This window comes from Ktedonobacter racemifer DSM 44963 (assembly GCF_000178855.1).
Taxonomy (GTDB): domain Bacteria; phylum Chloroflexota; class Ktedonobacteria; order Ktedonobacterales; family Ktedonobacteraceae; genus Ktedonobacter; species Ktedonobacter racemifer.
The window spans coordinates 3,396,062-3,416,277 of the sequence record NZ_ADVG01000001.1; the positions used below are offsets into that span (position 1 = coordinate 3,396,062).

Below are 20,216 nucleotides of genomic sequence, written 5' to 3' on the forward strand. Positions count from 1 at the left end.
CCTCCGGGCCGAAGCCTTTTGGTCTTACCCCGCGTCCGCAGGCAAGTTTGCGTCTTCGTCCGAGCCAGTACCGGAGACGGCTTGATCCATCAGCCCGATCAAGCGAAGGGCTTCCCGCAACACATTCTGACCTGCGTTGTGATCTCGATCCTGCGGAAACTGATCATACGGACAAGCAGGATTCTGACACACAAAGATGCGATCCTTGAGCGTCATCGCTTCCCACGTCCAACCGCAGCAATGACAGGTCTTGACTTCCAGGAAAGAAACGGTCCACCTTGATCACCTCTCCCCCACGTTGCGCCGCTTTTGCCTCGAGCAGACGTCTGAGGGTGCCGAGCGAGGCATCGGCGAACGAGCGAGCGAGACGGCGATTCTTGAGGAGTCCCTTGAGGTGGAGATCTTCCACCCCGATGATCCCGTAACTGTCGGCTAGTTTGGTTGTGAGCTTCTGAAGGACATCCTGGCGCAGGCAGGTGATGCGATAATGCAGACGGGCGACCTGTCGGCGCGCTTTCTCCCGATTCGCGGGATCCCAGTTTTCGGCGATGCAGCCGTTTGTTGGCCTGACGCAATTTCTTGAGGGCGGTTTTGAGGAAGGCTTGGTTTTCGACTTCCTCTCCTGTACTCAAGGTGGCCAGGCGGTTCAGCCCCACATCGATACCCACGGCGGCTGGTTTCTTCACCGCGATGGTATCAGGGATCTCGACCTGGATGGACACAAACCACCACTCGGCTGTTTTGGTGATGCGTGCCCCCTTCACGCGGCCCGCAAACCGGAGCTTCTCGGCCATATTCACCCAGCCGAGCTTGGGGTTGGGTAGGCCGCGGGCGAGGTATTGCCTTGTGGCAGCCCTTTTCCCTCGGCCCCCCACCGAACCGGACATGCCCGTTTCCGTAGCATCCGGCTCTCCAGCTTCTGGGAGTTTTCAGGTTTGGCTCTTCGCATTTCGCGTCCCTTGCCTTTCCGCTCCCATATAACCTGTTGCCCTTCCCCATGTCTCGGACATTACTCCAAGCCTTTGAGGTAGGGTAAGAGGCCAAGTCCCGATTACTCGGGAGCATCAACCCCTCCCCTCCGAACTTAACGTGCACCCTTTCGATGCATTAAGCTCTCCAGAGGCCCGTGTCTTTTCAACACCGCTCCCATAGCGGTCTTATGACACATCCATGTCAACCGCCACTTTTGAGTCTGGCCTCCTGCGACCCTTTGTCTCCCACATGGGGAAACTCCTATGGCCGCTCCGTTACCCTGCTCCTTACGGAGTTTAGGCAATCCCTCAGTTCCATCAAATGTCTCAGTCTGTACGTAGGTGCCCATTTCGTCATTTCCCTCTCCGTGAGGGCTGGCTCCAACGAGAGCTTGCAGAGAAAATAGTACCGTTCCCCTGCACGTTGGACACAGGCGATTATCCCGTTCCTGTGGGCTGCCGCATTTCCGCCGTGACTTGGATTCAGCCAATCAAGACTTCACCATATACAGCTTCACTTGACTTCCCTCTGGCTCCTGGGACTGGAGCTTCACCAGCATTTTGCACGACATGCTATTTTCCCCTCACGCCTTTCGGGTGAAGGTGTCCCCGCTCTCGTAAGAGAGCGAGTCAGTCGCTGTGTTACTCACCTTGCTCTAGTGAGCTTACCCCGACGGGTAAGAGAGACATTTGTGGCACAAAGGCGCACTACTATGGCAACTCCGTCGCCATGAGACTCGCGTCTTTTAGGCGATCCCGCTTTTGCGCAAAGAGAACGTTGAGTGTGTTTAGGTGCCCGTTTGTTTCCTATCGGGTTCATTACCCGCTGCTCACTGGAGAGAGTGTTTCCATCATCTGGATCCCCTATGATGTATTCTCAGTGTCATCCCTTTGGGCATGGTGGGATGGATGCGCATTTCATCGCACGGAAACGTAGGTTCAACAATTGGCCAGTTTCACCTCTCCCCCTAGTGGGGCTTCATGCACACAGGACTTGCGAGACTCTATCATACATGCCTTCTGATATTTCTCGCTTTATGAGCATGCTACAGTCGCCTTTGGGTTTCCCCTCCGGGTTAGCTCTTGTCCTAGAGGTTTTCACTCTCGACCTCTCCTGTCTGTGACAGGTATTACTCTCTGCACCGACACGGCGCACGATCCACATGCGGTGATCACCCAGTTCAAACTGATCGTTGGCGAGGTAGAAACTCGGCGTACTGCGCTTCTTGCTTTTGAACTTCGGGCGGCGTGCACGGCCCTCAAAGAACGCGGTAAACGCCTTGCCCAAATCGAGAAAGGGCTGATCAGAGGCGTTCTTGGTGACCTCCCAGGTCCAGGGGAATTGCTCCCGCCTGATCTCGTTAAACTGCTTCTTGAGCTTGAAGGCGGTGGGGCTTCCCCCGGCCTCATATTGGCGGTTCCACTCAGCCAATGCCCAGTTCCAGACAAAGCGTGCGGTCCCGGCAGCTTTGGCAAAGTACACCGCCTGTTCCGCTGTGGGATGGAGTCTGATCTTATGCGCCTTGATCATCCCTCACATCCTTTCACAGAACCGCTGCTCGAAGAAGGTTGTTGTTTAAAACATATGTTCCACAACCACATCTTAACCTATTTTCCTCGCTTTTTCAATACTGTTGAAACCTCTTTACACTGGTGATCATGTTCCAACCTGGTGCTTTGGTGGTGGTGGTTCTATGGGCATAGGCCTTAGCAATGTGACAGGCTTTAGCGCTGGAAATAATTATGGAGGATTTAACTATGCCAATGCAGGAAAATCAACGTACCTCCAGTGTTTTCAGTTCAATAGAACTACTTATGGCAATTATGGGCTTGTTACGTATCTATGGTTATGGGAAAACCCCTATAATGCTTGCTAGCATGCCTCGGATCTACAATTAGGTGCTTAACCCTGCTCTGGTTTATCAGAGGGCAGGCAATAGGAAATGTTGATGCTGAGCATCTTATAAAACAGTCCTCTTCCTCAACAGAAGAACAGGAAGCTATTAAAGACCAGATAAATGATTTATCTGGCCTTTAATAGCTTCCTAAGCGCTGTGATGTTCCATGCAGACAATTGGAGTATCCTTAAAGCAATTCATAATCTACTAAATCAGCAAGTAGGGAAATCCTAGAGAAGATTAGTTTTTCACATGAAATCAATAATATACATCTACCAGTTGATTAGATAGTTGATCAAAGCATAACCATCTATTGCAATGATTATCCTTCTCACTTTAACCTACGCCTGTTTACCAAACAGCGGACTAGGCGGGAGGATGCACTACGAGCATCCTATGCACCTCTCTCTACTGAGAGATGTTCACTCGTGAGATGATTCCAGGAACATCTCTGGGGGATCCCAGAAGCTCAACTGGACGGGAGGCCCGGCATCCTGGATCCTCTGCTGATTCTGCTGTTTCCACGCTTCATGCCGCGTCATGAGGAGCGCCTTGACCTCCGAGGTCGAGCGACATGCCGCCAGTTTCCGATCCCCCCAGCGTCCCGCGAGCGTCTGTGCGGCTTTGCGGTCGGCCTGGTCTGCGTAACCACAGACCAGGCACTTGAAGGTTTTCTGGTTCGGCCGATTAGCGCGATCGACATAATGGCAGCGGGGGCATTCCTGAGAGGAATAGGCGGCTCGGACCGTGTGGGCTGCCATGCCCTGTTTGGCGGCGGCCCAGGCCAGCTGCTCTGGGATATGCCCCAGGTGAGAAGCATACAGATAACTGTTCATCACCCTTGCTTTGAAGCGCATCGAGGCCACATTGAGGTCCTCATAAATGAGTCTGGCATCTCGATGATCTTTGACCAACGCATTGACCGCCCGGTTGATCTCTTGCTTGACGTGACGGCTCAAGCGTTGCGACGTTTCAGAACTTGTCGAAGGAAGCTTGCCCTTTGGGACGCCTTTCTTTTCCAGACAGGCTCGCAGTTTCGCCTTGCGGCGACGCTTTTCCCGATCGTGCTTGTGCTGTCGGGCCATCTTGCCATGAAAACTGCCATACGCTTTATTGGTGGAGGTCGTGAGGAAATGGGCAATGCCCACATCGACGCCTACTGTAGGGGCGTCAGGCTTGGTTTGAAGAGGAACGTCCTCGTCAAAGGAGAGCGTCAGCCACCAGACTCCATTGCGCTTGTGAAGTGTTGTGGATGCATTGAGCGTGCGGCCTTCGAGTGCTCGTTTGTGATAGGAGGCGAGTTTGACTGGGACTCGAAGCGGATTCCCGACATCTAAGGTGGACACGCGCAGCCAGTAGTCGAACGTGGAGTCCTCCGACTTCTCGAGCACCACCACGTTGACATTGGCTTGGATGACTGGCACACGCAGCACAGGGAGATCCCATTCGGTCCAGGTCGGTTCGCGGCGTTTGAAGGCGGACATCCGGCCTTCCGCCTGAGCTTTGGCCTTGGCCTGAGCGTAATCAGCCACATCTTCCAGGTACGCCTGATAGGCGTTCGCTCGATTGGTGCGAACGCTTTTGGCAATGTCTGCGGCTTGCTGTATTGCCACTCGATGCAAGCGGTCGGAAAGATCGGTTTTGAAGACGGTTTCTTGGTACTTGTCCGGGCTTGTCTCGGCCTCGCAAAACAGGGTGGTGTACTGTTGGCACAGCGGCAAGTAAACCGCCACAAGCTGATCGAGCGCCTCAAGTTTGCCAGGATTGGCCTCAATGAGACGGATATGGGTCACCGCTCGAGTGATGGTCTGCTTCGTCTTCTTTTTGCGCTTGCGCTTTTTTTTCTCATCAAGCGAGGCTTTTTGGGGCTTCTTGCTCACGGGCGGGTCCATTCTGCTGCAAAGCCGCTAGCACTTGTTCCGTCTTGCGTTTGGCTTGTCTGCGACCATAAAGACGAGCGCAAAACGAGGGAATGATGCTGATAAAATCGCCCATGAGATCATCTTCGGCGGTATCAGCGGTGTTGACGATGACCAGTTTCCGTCCTTGCATAGCCAACAAGGTCTGAATATAGGCCACGCCAAAGCGAGAAGCGCGATCTTTGTGTTCAACCACGATCTGCCCGATTTTGGGATCTGCCAGCAGCGCCAGAAACTTGGGCCGCTGATCGTTGATGCCACTGCCGCACTCTTTGACGACTTTGCTGACCGACCAGCCTTGGGCATTGCACCAGGTCACCAGCCGCTCGGCTTGCCTTTCCAGGTTGTCTTTGTTTTCGCTGCTTGAAACACGAGCATACACAGCGACGGCGTGGACCGGAACCGAGCGAAGCTCTGGCGGATCAATGATCACGGTGCCGGTGGGCAATTGATAGCCGGGAATCTGGCCGCGTTTCCACATACGCCAGGCGCTGTTATAACTGATCCCAATCTTCTTGGCATAACTCGATAACTTCATACATCCAAGTATACTCTATCTGCTTGAGATATGCAAGAGATGATGATACCTTGTGATGGTTGCTTATACAAAATGGATACTCAATATTTCCCAGGAATGCCTCGTTTTACCTGTTCAAACGATGTATTAGGTTAGAAAGCTTTGTTGCAAAGGATTGTTATGCCAGAAACCAATTTGTTTGAAACAGAGATAGATGATGTCATAATGACGCTCTATGAAAGCCATGCTCCAGCGCTCTATCGCTATATTTATCGCCAGATGTCACAGCCACAGGACGTGGAAGATGTGCTGTTAGAGGTATTTACTATTGCGCTTAGTCATAACGAACTCTCTCGTCTAACACCACAGAAACAACTTGCCTGGCTACAAAGTGTAGCTAAGCGAAAAGTTATTGATGCTTATCGCCGCCAATCACATGTAGCTTTCTTGCCATTGGATGAAGCCTTGAATATATTGGATAGAGAGTTAACTCCAGAGGAACATGTTTTACGACAGGATGCATACCACCGCCTTTATGTAGCATTGGCGCAACTACCTTTGAAGCAGCAACAGCTTATTCAGCTACGCTATGGCAATGGGCTACGTTTTGCAGAGATTGCAGCTCTACTCAAACAGTCTGAGGGGACTGTACGCAAAACGCTCTCGCGCATTTTACGTCAGTTACGCATAATTTATACTCATTAGTAAGGAGGAACAGCCCTATGCAACCATCTGATGATCGCATGCCAGATGAATTAGATCCTCAAAATAAAGAGGTCATTGCTTTCCTTCGCCTAGTTCCTGGTACATCGGCCAGAGCTGAAAGAGAGCTAGAACGAGAAAAACCCGCTTTGGGCCGTGTGCGTCAACGATTGTTAGAAGTTCAGATGACGCAAGGTGAGGATCCCAGATCCAAATCTATGCTGAGTTTGATTGAAGTTCCAGAAGGCATTTCCCTGCGATCTAAACAACACATGTTACCTACGCAAAAACAGGGCTGGTCTCGGCGTTTTGCTTTATTGGTTGCAACACTGGTGATGGCACTGATTGTAGGTAGCCTGCTCATGATGTTTAATCTGGCAAAACATACGTCATTTATTGCCGCTAGTACCAATCAGCAGTCCGTTTATGCATTGAGTGGAGGATGGCTTCAAAAGTTTGATACCCAGAGCGGAAGCCTGCTTTGGAAAGCTCAAATACAAACTACTCAACACCAAGCAGGTTTGGAAACGTTCACACCGGCTAGTAATGGAGTAGTTTATATCACATCCGGGCAGAAAATTTCTACCATAAAGGCTAACAATGGGAGTCCGCTCTGGAGTAAAGATATAAATGGGGAAGTAGTGAAGCAAATGGTCTATGAAAATAATATGCTCTTTGTACTCACTCAACAGGATAGTACAAAATATAACAACCATACTTCTCTAAAAGCCTTTGATGCCTTGTCTGGACGTGACCTCTGGCATTATGATCAAGCTGGACTGTTTTCTTCTTTTGCTGTAGTGAATCATGTCGTTTATGGAGGAATCAATCTAAATATACCTCCTAAAGGCAAGAACAAAGTCTATGCACAATTTGATTTATTTGCCCTCAAGGCTATAAATGGTTCCTTACTCTGGCGCATTCATATGAATGATCCATTCCTCGTTAGCACATCTGGAGAAATAACTGTCGCAAATAACAGAGTCTACGTGGAAGCAAATACACTTGAAGAGACGAAGACCAATGCCCATGGCTATAGTCATCTCTACGCATATAACGCTAGTAATGGGGTATTTCTCTGGAGCACACTAGACTCTCTGAGTCCTATTTTGGGATCTCTTCTACCAGGACAGCAGATGATTTTTGCAACTTCAGGTTCTCTCTTATATGCCCTCCAAGAGCAAAATGGGCAACTGCTCTGGCGTTATACGAATAAGAATGGAGGAGCATTGAATTGTTCCTTAACATCCCATGCCAGTGATGTCTTTTGTCTAAAAACCGAAGGTTCTAGTACCTATCTAGTTCAATTAGGTGCAAATGACGGTCAGGAGGTAGCCAAACACCTTGTAGAACATTTTGGGAATAAGGCAATTAGAGCTCCTTTGCCATCTGCAACGGTCGGGAATGACCCACAAGGTACTGCTCCTAGTAGTGTAGATACCGGTACACTACTTTTATTCCCAGTACCATTAACCGGCGAAGATGTCAGTTATGTGGTAACACCAGACGGCAATTTCGATGCTTTCGACAACCAGACTGGTAAGCAAATTTGGTCAAAGCATTTGATAGGAATGCCAGGACAGGTAAATCTTATGTTAGGAGCGTAAAATTCAATTAGAGGATAAAGGGCATGAGCATGGGCAATGGGTCGGCACCCATTGCCCATGCTCATGCCCTTTATCCTCTAATTACCAGGCAAGCCTGGTAATTCTTATTCGTGTACGTCGCGTTTCCAGATCACGCCGATGGAGATGGCGAGGAAGGCGACGCCATAGGCCAGAGCAACCCAGAGCGTGTGTGGACCATCTACCTTGACAAAGGGCGAGAAGGTCACTGTGATATCCAGGCTCTTAGGGAGCAAAGCTTTGGGCATCACATTCAAGATGGGTCCCAGCAGGTACGCCGTGACATCCAGGAAGAACTGCTGCTTGGTAAAGCCATGCGCCAGGTACAGGAAGAGCGACCCAATGTTATCCACCGCGAACCAGGCCAGGGCCACACTCATGCCAAAGGCCAGCGAGCGTCCAAGCACACTTACGGTAGCAGTCATGAGGATGGTCACCGCGAAGCTAATCGCGACCGTATACAGGTAGATACCAATATTATTCCAGACCTCGGCCGGCATCTTATCGATGATGCTGATACTACCACCCTGGGAGTAGAGCGTCACCAGCGCCAGTAAGGCATTAAACAGCACCCCAGCTACAAACAGCTCAATGCCGACAACCAACATGGCCGTAAGCTTGGCCAGCAGGAGTTGTACGCGCCCAACACCACGAGCCAGGATAATGCGTATGGTTCCGTTCTGATACTCCATACCGATCATGAGGCCCGTCAGAATCATCAAGAAGATGCCGCCAAAGACGCGCAGCACAAACAGGGTCATATTCATTTCGCTATAGAAGAACTGCGGTGAGCTGTTGGCAATGTTCGTATGAGTGCTGTTATTACTGGCAATAATAAAGTGCAATAAGATTGTTCCCGCGACTAGGCAGAGAACCATAAACCAGGTCAACCACTGGCGTGATAATTTGATCAGTTCACCCTGGATCAGACCCAGAAAACTGGGCCGCGCAGATCGTGCCAGAGACGATGCAGGGGCCTTCGCAACCATTGTGCTCACGACTTCACTCTCTTTCCTCAATCGAATATAGCTGAATAGTTGATAGTATCGTTTTAGATGCCAGTATGACCATCAGTCAGGCGCAAGAAGGTTTCTTCAAGGTCATATTCAGTCGTTTTTAGCTCATCAGGTATAAAGCCAGCCTGGGTCAGGAAGGCATTGAGGTCGCGCCCTCGATTATTGGGCGCCAGGGTCACGATGTCGCCCTGCTCATCCAGGCGGGCGTTCGCACCCCATGACTGCTGCCGTACCAAAGCCAGAGCCTGGGTCGCCTGCTCCAGCTTCACCGTAAACTCGCCCTTGCCCGTCGTCAGATCCTTCACCGTCGTCTCGGTAATAAGTTTGCCAAAGTTAATGATCGCCACGCGGTCACAGATCTGCTGCACCTCGGTTAGCATGTGGCTCGACATGAGGATGGTCTTGCCCTCAGCCGTCAGGCGATGCAGGAAGTCACGCATCTCTACAATACCCGCCGGGTCCAGGCCATTAGCGGGTTCATCCAGCAACAACAGTTCTGGATCTTGCAGGAGCGCGACCGCGATCCCCAAACGCTGGCGCATACCCAGGGAATAGGTGCGAACCTTATCCTTCTGGCGACCCGTCAGGCCAACGATCTCCAGAACCTCGTCAATACGCTTCGCGGGCACGCCACCCAGGACTTTACTTAAGGCCAGCAGGTTATCTCGCCCAGACATATAGCGATAAAGCGCAGGCGTCTCAATCAGGGCACCAACGCTGGGCAACACCTCGCTGCGATGTGCCAGTGTGTCCTGTCCCATGACCTCGACACTCCCAGAGGTCGGCCTGATCAGGCCCAGGATCATACGAATAGTTGTGGTCTTGCCCGCACCGTTGGGACCCAGGAAACCATAAATCTCGCCCCGGCGAATATCCAGATTGAGATTATCCACGACCACGCGCTGCTTATACTGCTTGGTCAGGTTATGTGTGCGTAACACAGTCTCGCCAGCACGCTCAGAAGCAGCGTGAGCGGAGACCTGGCGAGCGAGGCCCGCAATGTCAACTTGCGACATAGATAGAAGATTCCTTTCGCTACCATTGCCCATCTGCACGCCGCTAAAAGTCGCGTCAAACGGGAGGAGTATTCAGCTTCACTAGTAGAACGCCTGGCAGCCTGCTAAGTTCTTATTCCGAAACCCAACCCCCATTCGGGGGCATGCGTCACTTGCGTGACTAGCGCTTCCCCCATTTGGGGACAAGCACGCTCAGGATTTCGGAAAAGTAGTAACTGCACATTCGTGATGACGTAGGTAATCATATCTCAACAATGTCGCGGAGACATCACATAATTGTCGCAAACCTGTCGCAAATGTTGAAGGTATGGTGTGATGGTTTCTGGGCGATGCCCAGAAACCATCACACCATACTGACTCTCTGAGCGTCGACAGCGCTGGTGTGAAGGGGTATAATTGAAGGCACGAACAAAGTATCTATCACACTTTTGGGAATAGGCGCGTATGCTAGTAGCGCTGGTCGAGAGCAAGAGATAATAAACATGAACGAAAAGATTCAGTCAGTACTCAACTCACTACCACATAAACCGGGCATCTACTTGATGAAGGATGGCGAGGGAACGATTATCTACGTGGGCAAAGCCATCTCGCTCTATAACCGCGTACGCTCATATTTTCAAGAATCGACCGACCACAGTCCCAAGAACCGCAGCATGGTCGCTAAGATCGAGGATATTGAGTTCCTGGTCGTTCGCAACGAGGTCGAGGCGCTTGTCCTGGAGAGCAACTATATCAAGCAGTATCGTCCCAAATATAATGTGCTCCTGCGCGACGACAAGAGCTATCCCTACATCAAAGTATCGCTCAACGAGGACTTTCCCCGCGTGTACCGCGTGCGTAGCTTCCAACGCGATGGCAACCGCTACTTTGGCCCCTATACCAACTCGGGGGCCGTCGATGCGACCCTGGACCTGCTCAATAAATTATTCGCCTTTCGCACCTGTCGCTATGACGCCAGCGTCTGGGCACCTCCACGTACTGGCGAGCCGCACGCTGGCTGGAAGCAAAAACTGCTGAACCGTCCCTGTACCCAGTACTATATTCATCGCTGTATCGCCCCCTGCGTCGGCTACGCCAGCCGCGAGGAGTACGATAAGATTATCCAGCAGGTCATCCTCTTCCTAGAAGGCAAACATGACGAGGTGCTCAAAGACCTCCAGCGCCGCATGGAAGAGGCGGCAGAGAGCCTCAACTTTGAGGAGGCCGCACGCATTCGTGACCGCATCAAAGCCGTTGAGCGCGTGCTGGAGAAACAACGGATTATCAATACCGAGGGGCAGGATGACCAGGATGTTGTCGCGCTTGCCAGCGGTGACGACGAGACCTGCGCCCAGGTATTCTTCTTCCGCAGCGGCAAGCTGATTGGACGCGAATACTTCATTCTCCAGGGAACACGTGATAGCGCGCCTAGCGAGATCATGAGTTCCTTCCTCCAGCAATTCTATGAAAGCTCACCCCATATCCCCGCCGAAATTCTCGTCGAGGCCGAGCCTGATGACCGCGAGGTTCTCCAGAGCTGGCTCAAGGAGAAGCGACGCGGAACCAGTGCCGCGGGACGCAGTGCCAGTGTCACCATCAACGAGCCTAAACGTGGCGAGAAGCTGCGCCTGGTTGAAATGGTACATAACAACGCCAAAGAGGTTCTGGAGCAGCAGCGCATCAAGTGGCTCACCGATAGCCAGAAGACACAGATGGCCCTGGAGGAGTTGCAGGAGGCCCTCAACCTCATCTCAGCCCCACAGCGTATCGAATGCTACGACATCTCCAACACCCAGGGTTCTAACTCAGTCGGCGCGATGGCAGTCTTCGAGGGTGGCAAGCCGAAAAACAGCGAATACCGCCGCTTCAAGATCAAGACCGTCGAGGGAGCCAACGACGTAGCCAGTCATCAAGAAGTGCTGCGTAGGCGCTTCCGCAAGGCGGCAGCACTCCAGGAGGCCACGCTTGAGCGCGAGAGTGCGGCCGCCGTGGATAGGGTCAGCCAGCGGGCGAACGGCGAGGAAGAGACTGGGGGCGAGAGTGAGCAAAACGCCCTCCAACATAACTGGGCCATGCCTGACCTGATCCTGATCGATGGTGGCAAACCACAGCTTAACGCCGCACTCCAGGTATTACAGGAGCTAGAGATGGATATTCCCATCGTTGGCGTCGCCAAGGAGGAAGGCTCGCATACCCGCTCCACAACGCAGGAAGAGCTACATATTCCGGGGACGTTGGAACCCATACTCCTGCCACGCAACTCGCAGGGCCTCTACCTGGTACAGCGTATTCGCGATGAGGCCCACCGCTTCGGTATTACCTATCATCGCAAGCTACGCACAAATCGCACCTTTAAGTCGCTGCTCGACGAGATTCCGGGCATTGGTCCTAAACGCAAGCAGGCGCTCATGAAGCACTTTGGCTCTGTGCGTGCCATCAGCACAGCCAGCCTTGACGAGCTGACAGCCATTGATGGCATGACCAGGGATTCCGCCGAAAAGGTCAAAGAGTTCATCGGGCGCAATATGGGAGCGATCACAGGCCTCACCTCTGAGCAACCAGGCGATTCAGACTAGCAACAATGGGAGACAAAGGCTACTCAGTCAGGCTGACTCTCTAGCCATGCCCTGCCTCTGCCGATGCTACATAATACACAACAGAAATAAAATGGCGCCCAAAAGTGTTATGCATAACGAGTGCTAGCAGTCATCATCTGCGATTGACACCTGCACAATTTCGCGCTACTATGCTGAGGTAATGGTATGTGGTGTGGGCGCGAAGACGCCTTTGGAATAATCGAAACATACGAGAGGTGATTGGTATATGCCAACGTACGAGTATCTCTGCCGAACCTGTAATCATCGCTTTGAAACCTGGCAGAAAATGACTGATGAGCCTTTAACAGTCTGCCCTGAATGTGGTGGCGCCATTCGCCGCGTGCTGTACGCGTCGGGCGTAATCTTCAAGGGTTCTGGTTTCTATTCAACAGACCATAAAGGTGGCAACGGCACCGCCTCTGCCTCCACGGGTAGCGAGAGCGCTAAGAACGAAAGCACGACAAGCGACAGTAAAGTGGAGAGCAAGAGCGAAAGCCCGGCATCAACGCCCTCAACCGAGAGCAAGGCCGCGACTCCAGCAGCATCCTAATGCTGCCAGGCGCGGACCTGTCTCCGCGTCCCATCTCGAGCTCCAGGCCCAAAGCACCGCAAGGTGCTTTTTTTTGCGCTCTCCTCCCGCCAGCGAGGGATTGAGAGCTTTTACCAATATTGGAATCTGTAGGATAAGCCGCTTGGCAAATATCTATTTTGTAGTATTATGGGAAAATGTTTTTCTAGTCTACAAGCGGTTTCATCACATATTTTTACTGTCTAATGTCCATTTTCTTCACTCTGATAATTTTAACAACTTACCAAAGCTATGCGTTCATGTGCGCCTGGTACGCCTGTCCATGTTAAGAGAGTGTCTTAAGGTGAATATCATGGGGCTGATTTAAGCAAGCAAAACATGTATTTAATAGCAAAGCAATCTTTTGCTGCTTATAGCATTTGCAAGCATCTCATCATTTCCGTACGCTCTGGAAATTTTCCCAATTTTATCATCTCAAGACACACTCTAAGAATCAACATGAATGGTTCTCTGGTTCGGGTACACACACCATTTGCACAGGCGTCGATCTGCGTTCCGCCGCTTCATGGTGTCCTCTTTGTAAAGAAGGAAATAGTGAGGAGGAACCTTTTCCCGAAGGATGTCAACGATTCTCTGTAAGTCTTCTACGTCCTCTGAGTCCCGAGTATAGACACAGATGAGCAATGCATCTGTCTCATCTCTCTTCTCCACGCGCATCTTGGCTTGAATTCCTAACTGATGCGAGCGCGTCAGCTCACAAATGGTACGCCAGATGGGGATGGCTCCCTCGCTTTTTGGCCAGAACATCCATTTGCCCGTTCGTGATGTTCCCTCCTGCTTTTCTGCTAATGCCCAGCTCCAGACACCATCGTAGCTGGCCCCATACTGGATCAGTTCCTCTTTCATCATGTTCTCCTCTGTCGCTTTTCCCTCTCCAATAGACGACATTTCTTTTCTCTAGAGGAATCGCGAACCTGCACGGAAATGTGGATGAGCCTGAGTCAGCACATGATACCACGAAATGTGCGGAAGAGCCCTTGATGGATGTCAGGTTTTTATGCTCCGTGAACGCTTGCTTCTTTATGGCGGGCATAGTGCCAGATGTCTTCTGGCCTAGTGAATCCTTTGGTTCGGGCTTCCTGGGTCCATTGGCTCATTTCGTATTTATTCTGATAGAGGCGGTTGTTACAGAAAATATTGCGGCGTGCAAAAGGGGGAGGTGTCTCTCTCAAAAGGCGCTCTCTTATAGAAGGGTCGTGAGCTTGTCTTGTTTGCCACCAGGGGGATTCAAGCGTGTAGTAGGGGTCAAGAATCCAATCTGGGCAAGGAACGCTGTAGCGATTACAGAGGAACTCGACGGATGCTGCACAAAATGCGGCCCAACGGTGGGTATATTCTGTTTCGTGAATCGGGAGGGTGAGAGGGTCGTTTACTAAGGCTGCACGCATGTCCTTTGCATAGTCATACCATGCGTTAGTAAAGTTGCCAAGAGCTGTCCAGGGGTCTTCTCCTGCACAGATTTGTTGGTACGCCCATGCTATTGTTTCGATAGTCCTAGGCATCATGATCAGCTCCCGAATCTTCCTGAGAATGGTCGTTATTGTCTTCCAAAAAGCTCGTCGAGTGCGTATTCAATTTGCTCTGCATTCTCCTGTTGAGCCTGAGGGAGAATGTATTGGTCGAGCAATTGTTGTGCTTGTTGGCGTGTTTTAATTTTTGTTTGTGGAAGTAGTATAGCACAATCATCGATGTCTTTCTCACGTCCGGCCAGGATTTTGAGCGCCAGAATGTATTCTTTGGGTGGGATATAGATAGAGAGTGGTCCGTATCGTTTCCACAATTTGCCCTTTGGAATGATGACCTGGTCATAAAGGAGCATCTGAGTAAGATAGTTGAACCAGTTTGGTGGCAACGCATGCCTTTGAGCAATGGTTTGTACACTATCACGCAATGTATAAAGCGCTTGCTGAAACGCTTCACCTTCTTCTAGCCAAAAAATGTCAATATCATTGGTTGTACGGGGAGCCTTCGCCAGGAGCATCATATAGGCTCCTCCTATGAGAAGAACGTGTATAGGATGTTGGATACCCTGGCGTGTCAATTCTTGTCCGAGTTGAGAGAGGTATTTTTCAATCTCTTTTGCTCTCATTCTCTGCTCCTGAATACGTATAGCATATGTAACGTATGCTAGTGGCGACCCTAGCCAGCTCCGTGTAGCGAAGTGGAACGGACCTGGTCGGCTCGCCTTTACAGAATTAAGAAATATCTTGGTAGCTATGTACTACCAGGATATTTCTTACTCTCTTGTACTTTCGCTTAATGCTTCTCGATAAGCGCGTATGATTGGAGCTCCAGACTCTTTTATGTCGATAATAAACAGTCTCGTGTCTGGCCGGGGAAACATTACTTCACTAAAGCCGAAGTGTTGTAGAAGTCTCACGCCGCTTTTTGTTGCTCCTACCGCTATCATTTTTTCTACTATCACTCCTCTTCGGCCTAAGTCTACCACTGTGTCCATGAACCTGGAGATAAGCCTGGCTCCATATTTGCGTCTCAGGTCTTTGTTTAAGCTTGGCTTGATCCCTATTTCCGCTATGTAAAGCTGGACATGGTTGCCTGTCTTGTACTCTTCTATATCCTCTGTGGATATTTTTACATCACCCAGGAGGAAGGAGATATCTCCTCTCAGGGCTTCTTCAAACCTCGCTGAGGTTGGTTTAAATGGGAGTACGGTTGTGATGCCTATGACCTCACCATCTCTCTTCAGTACATAGACGATCTCAGGGTTTTTCGTTAACCAAGTCGTCCACTTTTTCGTGAGAGTTGCATCATCCTCGGTATTTTTAATATCAAAAAGCTCTCTATTCAGAGCAATGCATGCTGGTATGTCTGCAACTGTTGCTACTGTAAATTCGGTCTTTTCGGTTTCTTCTTCAAGATCGAAAGGGGCGGTGCCCTCTTCATTGAGCTGGCCATGATGTTTACGACCTTTGGCCTGGGCATCAAACGGCAAAAGGTAGCGGAACAGCGAGAGATTTACGGACATGTCGAGCCCTCGCAAGAGCGGGCGGTCAAGATTGGTACGGGCCTCTGGCTGACCTTCGCGGCTATCAACATCATTGGGCAAACGGCGTTTCTCTTGAGTATTGTCCAGTCCAGACATGACCCCAACATGGGGATTATGTACCTGTTCGTGGCCTCGCGTGTGATCGGCTTCATTCTGGGTGATGCCGGGACGGCCTTCTTTCTCGGCCAGGTGGATGAGCACGATGTACGGCTTATGGCTCGGGCGGAACATGAGAAGGGCAAGCTCTATACAGAGTTGGCGGAGGCTGAGGGCAAGCGCAAGCTGCTGGAGGCGGAGGCCGATAGCAAAATCAAGATGATGGAGATCAAAGTCGAGCAAGAACGCGCTGATGCTGACTTCCTCGCCCAGATCAAGAAACAGACCTTCACGCGCCTGTTGCAGATGCCGACTGGCGCGCCTGGTGGGTCGCTCCCATCACCCAGCGCCGATCTGCCGATCACAGGTGAGTTTCAGACGTTGAACGCCGAGGGGCAAGCGCCTGAACAAGAACGGGTTCGTTTCCGCCGCATAGACAAGTAACGGTCTTCTCTTTGAGCGCCACGCGCCACGCGCTTTGCTTGGTGGGCGGCGCTCATCTCCCTTCTAGAACGCCTTATGGTAGAGCTTTTAATACATAACGAAAAGGTTATTACTGATGTCTCTCTCTCAATGGTTTATAGCAAATAACGTGGCTTGTGGCGCGGTGGGAACACGTGTCTCTGAGATGGGCAAGAGAGTTCACAAACAAAATGAGCAAGGTGATTTTTACGTCTGGACGGCCGGGCGTCCGTATGAACGTCTCGGGGCCATTAAAGGGCATATTTGTAGCTCAAAAAGGGTAAAGGCATTTTTACCTATTTTCTCATCTATAACCTATTACTTTTGCTTATGGTTAGTTCTGCCTGAGAAAGGAGGTGAGCCGGTGTCATTCTCGCGTGAAGAACTGGGCGTCCTGGTCAATACCTGCATCGGGCGGCGCAATGACTACGCTGTCCAGCGGGAAGACGGCGGGTATCTGCGGGCGGGTCGTGTGCTGACGTATGACCTGGTGCAGGCACATCTCGCCGGGCAGGTGACACTCGGGACCTATGTCATTGATGAGCAAGGGGGCTGCCGGTTCGCGGTGTTTGACTGCGATAAACGGGGCGGCCTGGTTGACCTGGTTGAGGTGCAAGAACGGCTTGCAGCTGATGGTGTTGTCTCTCACCTGGAGGCGTCCCGGCGTGGTGGTCACCTGTGGGTGTTCCTGGCCTCGCTCGTCTCTCCCCTCCAGCTCCGGCGTTGGCTCTTGCCGTACTGCCCTGAAGGGATGGAATTCTTCCCGAAACAAGATAGCACGCTGGCCGGGCCTGGCTCTCTGGTGCGGGTCCCTCTGGGTGTGCATCGGCTGACAGGTGAGCGTTACCCTTTTGTCCATCTGGATCGCTCGGAGTGGTTCCGTCGCCTGGTGCCGGTAGCCTCTGAGGTTGGGGCCTCGTTGGCCTGGCTCTCGACCGTCCAGCGGGTGACACCGCTCGCGGCTGTCACCTCGCCGCAACGTGAACACGCAGAAGTCGCAACCAAGAAAAATACTCTTCAAAAAAACGCTGCGGTGCTGACCCGTCCCACTGAACGCATGACGATTCAACAGTGGTGCGCCCAACAGGACGTGATGGACGTGATAGGGCGCTATGTGGCCCTGGATCGGAGTGGGTTGGGATGTTGCCCGTTTGGCTGGCATCACTCGGATGGAAAGGATACACACCCGTCGCTCTGGGTGCATGAGCCTAGCAAGCCGGGCGGTGCCTGCTGGTATTGCCACACCTGGAAACAAGGTGGCTCGGTCTTTGATTTTCTGCGCCTGTACTACGGCGTAGAGGCGCGTGAGTTGTGGCAACGCATACAGAAAGGAGGTCAATTATGAGTGAGCAAGGAACGCTCTACACGCTTGGGTATGCGCATCCTGAGACAGCGCGCCAGGTGCAAGAGGTCATGAGTGATGAGCGGGCGCTCTTGGTTGATATTCGCCTGTCTCCCTATTCAAAGTGGGCGGCGACCTGGAATAAGGCGGCGCTGTGTTCGGTGTATGGCTCGCGCTATGTGTGGGATCGGCGGCTTGGCAATGTCAACTATGCCCATAGAGAACAGGGCATCCAGCTCGCTCCAGGTCATGAGGATGCCGTACGTGAGGTTGCGTCCTGGTTACGTGAAGGGCGTCCGGTGGTGTTGCTCTGTGCCTGCCGGGATGCTCGCACGTGTCATAGAAGTTTGGTTGCCAAGTTGGTGCAGATCGCGCTGCTTGAGAGAGAAGATCACTACCCTGGCCTCTTGGCTCGCTATCGAGGGGATGAGGTGCCGCCTGTGATTTTGCCCGAGGCGTGGCCGGGGATGCAGTGGTTTTCGGTGGCACTGTGGACCCGGTGGCCTGATCTGCTGGCGGAACATCATGGCTATATTCTTGGGAAGTCGGCCTTCAATGCGATTGAAAATATGATGCGCTACTACCGCCTCTCATCGGTGGCGCGTGCGGCTGCGCATACCCTGGATGGTTCGCTGTTCTATCGCTGCGCTCGACCCTGGGTGATGTTGGATCGGAGTGAGGAGGATGGTGAAGCGTGATGAGATGCGGTGGGCGCGGTACCGTAAGTAAACCGTACCGCGCAATCTACATGGTTGGTTGGTTAGTTTTTTCTCTTTTTGCTGATTGCTTTTTATGTTCACGGATCATGAAGAATAATAGTCCTCCATGGACAACAAGTTCCTGGGTAATGACGAAAAGGGCCAAGATCAAGAAATTAATGCTATGCATAGTTCCCTGCTGGAGTGTTACGCCAAAAATAGTGTAGCTAGCAAGCATCATAAGCTCAAAAAGAACGATCTTTGCTGTTTTTATTGCTTTGGCGTGGTCTTGCATGTTTCGTTTTTCTCCCTTTATATCGGAAAGGAGGCGACTATGAACACGACAGTAAGAGTGCTTGGGGCCTTTGTGGATACGCTTGTGCTCAATATATACCAAACCAGAGCGGATTTCCAGGTGGTTAAGGGACGTCTGGATGGTGAGCTTCTTGAGGAACTGAAGGCTCTGAAGGAAAAGGTACAAGATGATGAGGAGCCTGCGGCGTCCCGCTTTGTCTTCTGTGGGGCTCCGTTGCTCATGACGGCCAAAGGCGGTGATGGCTTTCAGTGGATCATGAAAAATAAGCTGCTCACACTGGCTGTCAATCGGAGTTCCAAGATGCAACTGATCGCACAGGTGCGGTGCTCTTCTGAGTACCTGTGGAGTGTGCGCGACCTGGGCAAGGTGGTGCATGAGGTGTTTGGTTTCCTGGTCACGATCTTTGGGCAACGCATCAAGCTACAAGTCTCGGCCTGTGACCTGGCGGCTGATGTGGTGGGTCTGCACCTGGGGACCATCTCAGACGTGAAACGCAATTTTGTGACCCGTGCCCAACTCACCGAAGAGCGGCCACTCTCTGAGGATGGCATGATTGATGGGCCTGATGGTATTAAGCAACGATGGGGGCGCATCACGGGCCTCCCGTTTGGTGCTCGCAATGGGCATGTCTCGGCGCTGCTCTACAACAAACAGCATGAGATTAAGTACAAGTCCAAGGAGAAGGAGTGGTTCTACGACCTCTGGCGCGTGGCGAAAGATGTGGAAACAGGTGAGCCCTTGTGGGATGGGGAAGAGGAGGTATGGCGCGTCGAAATGCGTTTTAAGCGGCCTGCACTCAATGAAATGAAGGGTGAGAACTTCCACGGGATCGATGATGCCTTTGACCTGGAAGAGCATCTGCCGGGCCTGTGGGCCTATGCCGTTGGTCACGTAGGTGGTGGAGAAGATGGCCTTCCTGATGGCTGGCTGCGCTATGTCATTGCGACTGAGGACACGAACCGCTCGCGCTGGCCGGTGCATTCTGATTGGGAAGTCATCCAGGGCGCATTTCAACAGCAGGAGGAGTTGGAGGAGACGGACTATGAACGTGAGGAACAGGAGCGGGAAGAGCTGCTCCAGTTGGTTGATGAGGAACTGGAGGAGCGACCTTTTGCCACGGACACGAAAAAAGGGCGTCGGCCTGGTCGTCACATTGTGGCGGCTGCTCATCCTGTGGTGCCTGAGTCCTTCACACTCAAGCCCTATATTCGCAAGCGCAAGCGGGAGAAGAACATGTTGCGCCTGATCGCGCAAATAGCGGGGCTTCTCATCACGTTGGAAGCCTGGCGGCAACCTTCACATGAGGAACGGGATGTCTTCTCTGATCTCTCGGATACGGTGTCTTTTGCCTTCAACCATGTGGAGGAATACTACGACGAGAAAGAACGCGATTTTGAACGAGAAGTCAAGAAGCGGCGTGTGCTGCTTAGTATTCCTGACAAGTCTTCTCAAGCTGTATAAGGAGG

The 20,216-nt window shown here is 51.8% G+C and carries 16 protein-coding genes and 2 pseudogenes; 8 read left to right on the top strand and 10 right to left on the bottom strand.

Going from position 1 to position 20,216, the window contains the following annotated elements:
* Positions 1–24: 24 nt before the first annotated feature.
* The 4 genes and pseudogenes from KRAC_RS65895 to KRAC_RS14390 all read right to left on the bottom strand — a co-directional run.
* Positions 25–815: pseudogene (locus KRAC_RS65895) on the bottom strand (RNA-guided endonuclease InsQ/TnpB family protein); the annotation flags it as partial.
* Positions 816–2,127: 1,312 nt separating this feature from the next.
* Positions 2,128–2,502, bottom strand: a pseudogene (locus KRAC_RS14380) (RNA-guided endonuclease InsQ/TnpB family protein); the annotation flags it as partial.
* 789 nt (positions 2,503–3,291) lie between these two features.
* The gene (locus KRAC_RS14385) at positions 3,292–4,749 is read right to left on the bottom strand and encodes an RNA-guided endonuclease InsQ/TnpB family protein (RefSeq protein WP_040442534.1); all 1,458 of its coding nucleotides are present in this window, start codon (positions 4,747–4,749) and stop codon (positions 3,292–3,294) included.
* Positions 4,718–5,326: an IS607 family transposase gene (locus tag KRAC_RS14390; RefSeq protein ID WP_007904553.1), complete on the bottom strand. Its 609-nt coding sequence runs from the start codon at positions 5,324–5,326 to the stop codon at positions 4,718–4,720. Before KRAC_RS14390 ends, KRAC_RS14385 begins: the two co-directional genes overlap by 32 nt.
* Before the next feature lie 159 nt (positions 5,327–5,485).
* On the opposite strand from KRAC_RS14390, the gene KRAC_RS14395 reads away from it, so the two are divergent.
* Both KRAC_RS14395 and KRAC_RS14400 read left to right on the top strand, forming a co-directional pair.
* Positions 5,486–6,010: an RNA polymerase sigma factor gene (locus KRAC_RS14395; RefSeq protein WP_007908126.1), complete on the top strand. Its 525-nt coding sequence runs from the start codon at positions 5,486–5,488 to the stop codon at positions 6,008–6,010.
* Between the two features lie 17 nt (positions 6,011–6,027).
* The gene (locus KRAC_RS14400; RefSeq protein ID WP_007908127.1) at positions 6,028–7,614 is read left to right on the top strand and encodes a PQQ-like beta-propeller repeat protein; all 1,587 of its coding nucleotides are present in this window, start codon (positions 6,028–6,030) and stop codon (positions 7,612–7,614) included.
* Positions 7,615–7,718: 104 nt separating this feature from the next.
* Here the strand turns inward: KRAC_RS14400 and KRAC_RS14405 are convergent, their stop codons facing one another.
* Positions 7,719–8,621 carry an ABC transporter permease gene (locus tag KRAC_RS14405; RefSeq protein WP_007908129.1) on the bottom strand — a complete coding sequence of 301 codons (903 nt, stop codon included), beginning with the start codon at positions 8,619–8,621 and terminating at the stop codon, positions 7,719–7,721.
* Positions 8,622–8,683: 62 nt separating this feature from the next.
* Entirely contained in the window at positions 8,684–9,664 is a 981-nt protein-coding gene (locus KRAC_RS14410) for an ABC transporter ATP-binding protein (RefSeq protein ID WP_007908131.1), read from the bottom strand.
* A 482-nt stretch (positions 9,665–10,146) separates the two neighbouring features.
* Between KRAC_RS14410 and uvrC the strand changes: the two genes are divergently transcribed.
* Both uvrC and KRAC_RS14420 read left to right on the top strand, forming a co-directional pair.
* Complete coding sequence (uvrC, locus tag KRAC_RS14415) at positions 10,147–12,219, top strand: excinuclease ABC subunit UvrC (RefSeq protein WP_007908134.1); 2,073 nt, start codon at positions 10,147–10,149, stop codon at positions 12,217–12,219.
* Positions 12,220–12,466: 247 nt separating this feature from the next.
* Positions 12,467–12,790 carry an FmdB family zinc ribbon protein gene (locus tag KRAC_RS14420; protein WP_007908136.1) on the top strand — a complete coding sequence of 108 codons (324 nt, stop codon included), beginning with the start codon at positions 12,467–12,469 and terminating at the stop codon, positions 12,788–12,790.
* A 465-nt stretch (positions 12,791–13,255) separates the two neighbouring features.
* Here the strand turns inward: KRAC_RS14420 and KRAC_RS14425 are convergent, their stop codons facing one another.
* The 3 genes from KRAC_RS14425 to KRAC_RS71205 all read right to left on the bottom strand — a co-directional run bounded on the left by KRAC_RS14425 (position 13,256) and on the right by KRAC_RS71205 (position 15,815).
* Positions 13,256–13,678, bottom strand: coding sequence for a putative phosphothreonine lyase domain-containing protein (locus KRAC_RS14425; protein ID WP_157506444.1), 423 nt, complete (start codon positions 13,676–13,678; stop codon positions 13,256–13,258).
* 688 nt (positions 13,679–14,366) lie between these two features.
* Positions 14,367–14,918 carry a DUF6036 family nucleotidyltransferase gene (locus KRAC_RS14435; RefSeq protein ID WP_007908145.1) on the bottom strand — a complete coding sequence of 184 codons (552 nt, stop codon included), beginning with the start codon at positions 14,916–14,918 and terminating at the stop codon, positions 14,367–14,369.
* 147 nt (positions 14,919–15,065) lie between these two features.
* The gene (locus tag KRAC_RS71205) at positions 15,066–15,815 is read right to left on the bottom strand and encodes a hypothetical protein (protein WP_211221276.1); all 750 of its coding nucleotides are present in this window, start codon (positions 15,813–15,815) and stop codon (positions 15,066–15,068) included.
* Here KRAC_RS71205 and KRAC_RS65905 point away from each other — a divergent pair.
* From KRAC_RS65905 to KRAC_RS14455, 3 genes are all read left to right on the top strand, one after another.
* Positions 15,744–16,376, top strand: coding sequence for a hypothetical protein (locus KRAC_RS65905; RefSeq protein WP_007908147.1), 633 nt, complete (start codon positions 15,744–15,746; stop codon positions 16,374–16,376). The genes KRAC_RS71205 and KRAC_RS65905 overlap by 72 nt on opposite strands.
* Positions 16,377–16,758: 382 nt before the next feature.
* Positions 16,759–17,739: a TOTE conflict system archaeo-eukaryotic primase domain-containing protein gene (locus KRAC_RS14450; protein ID WP_040442538.1), complete on the top strand. Its 981-nt coding sequence runs from the start codon at positions 16,759–16,761 to the stop codon at positions 17,737–17,739.
* A complete protein-coding gene (locus tag KRAC_RS14455) occupies positions 17,736–18,434 on the top strand; it encodes a DUF488 domain-containing protein (RefSeq protein WP_007908151.1) in 699 nt (232 codons plus the stop codon). Before KRAC_RS14450 ends, KRAC_RS14455 begins: the two co-directional genes overlap by 4 nt.
* Positions 18,435–18,480: 46 nt before the next feature.
* Here the strand turns inward: KRAC_RS14455 and KRAC_RS71210 are convergent, their stop codons facing one another.
* The gene (locus KRAC_RS71210; RefSeq protein WP_040442539.1) at positions 18,481–18,729 is read right to left on the bottom strand and encodes a hypothetical protein; all 249 of its coding nucleotides are present in this window, start codon (positions 18,727–18,729) and stop codon (positions 18,481–18,483) included.
* A gap of 39 nt (positions 18,730–18,768) precedes the next feature.
* Between KRAC_RS71210 and KRAC_RS14465 the strand changes: the two genes are divergently transcribed.
* Positions 18,769–20,211, top strand: a complete 1,443-nt coding sequence (locus KRAC_RS14465) for a hypothetical protein (protein ID WP_040442540.1) — start codon at positions 18,769–18,771, stop codon at positions 20,209–20,211.
* The last annotated feature ends 5 nt before the right edge of the window (positions 20,212–20,216 follow it).

What these genes read in the sequence shown, in the direction of transcription:
- KRAC_RS14390 (WP_007904553.1), bottom strand. Translation starts at nt 5,326, where the DNA reads ATGAAGTTATCGAGTTATGCCAAGAAGATTGGGATCAGTTATAACAGC.
- KRAC_RS14395 (WP_007908126.1), top strand. Translation starts at nt 5,486, where the DNA reads ATGCCAGAAACCAATTTGTTTGAAACAGAGATAGATGATGTCATAATG.
- KRAC_RS14400 (WP_007908127.1), top strand. Translation starts at nt 6,028, where the DNA reads ATGCAACCATCTGATGATCGCATGCCAGATGAATTAGATCCTCAAAAT.
- KRAC_RS14405 (WP_007908129.1), bottom strand. Translation starts at nt 8,621, where the DNA reads ATGGTTGCGAAGGCCCCTGCATCGTCTCTGGCACGATCTGCGCGGCCC.
- KRAC_RS14410 (WP_007908131.1), bottom strand. Translation starts at nt 9,664, where the DNA reads ATGTCGCAAGTTGACATTGCGGGCCTCGCTCGCCAGGTCTCCGCTCAC.
- uvrC (WP_007908134.1), top strand. Translation starts at nt 10,147, where the DNA reads ATGAACGAAAAGATTCAGTCAGTACTCAACTCACTACCACATAAACCG.
- KRAC_RS14420 (WP_007908136.1), top strand. Translation starts at nt 12,467, where the DNA reads ATGCCAACGTACGAGTATCTCTGCCGAACCTGTAATCATCGCTTTGAA.
- KRAC_RS14425 (WP_157506444.1), bottom strand. Translation starts at nt 13,678, where the DNA reads ATGATGAAAGAGGAACTGATCCAGTATGGGGCCAGCTACGATGGTGTC.
- KRAC_RS14435 (WP_007908145.1), bottom strand. Translation starts at nt 14,918, where the DNA reads ATGAGAGCAAAAGAGATTGAAAAATACCTCTCTCAACTCGGACAAGAA.
- KRAC_RS65905 (WP_007908147.1), top strand. Translation starts at nt 15,744, where the DNA reads ATGATGTTTACGACCTTTGGCCTGGGCATCAAACGGCAAAAGGTAGCG.
- KRAC_RS71205 (WP_211221276.1), bottom strand. Translation starts at nt 15,815, where the DNA reads ATGTCCGTAAATCTCTCGCTGTTCCGCTACCTTTTGCCGTTTGATGCC.
- KRAC_RS14455 (WP_007908151.1), top strand. Translation starts at nt 17,736, where the DNA reads ATGAGTGAGCAAGGAACGCTCTACACGCTTGGGTATGCGCATCCTGAG.
- KRAC_RS71210 (WP_040442539.1), bottom strand. Translation starts at nt 18,729, where the DNA reads ATGCAAGACCACGCCAAAGCAATAAAAACAGCAAAGATCGTTCTTTTT.
- KRAC_RS14465 (WP_040442540.1), top strand. Translation starts at nt 18,769, where the DNA reads ATGAACACGACAGTAAGAGTGCTTGGGGCCTTTGTGGATACGCTTGTG.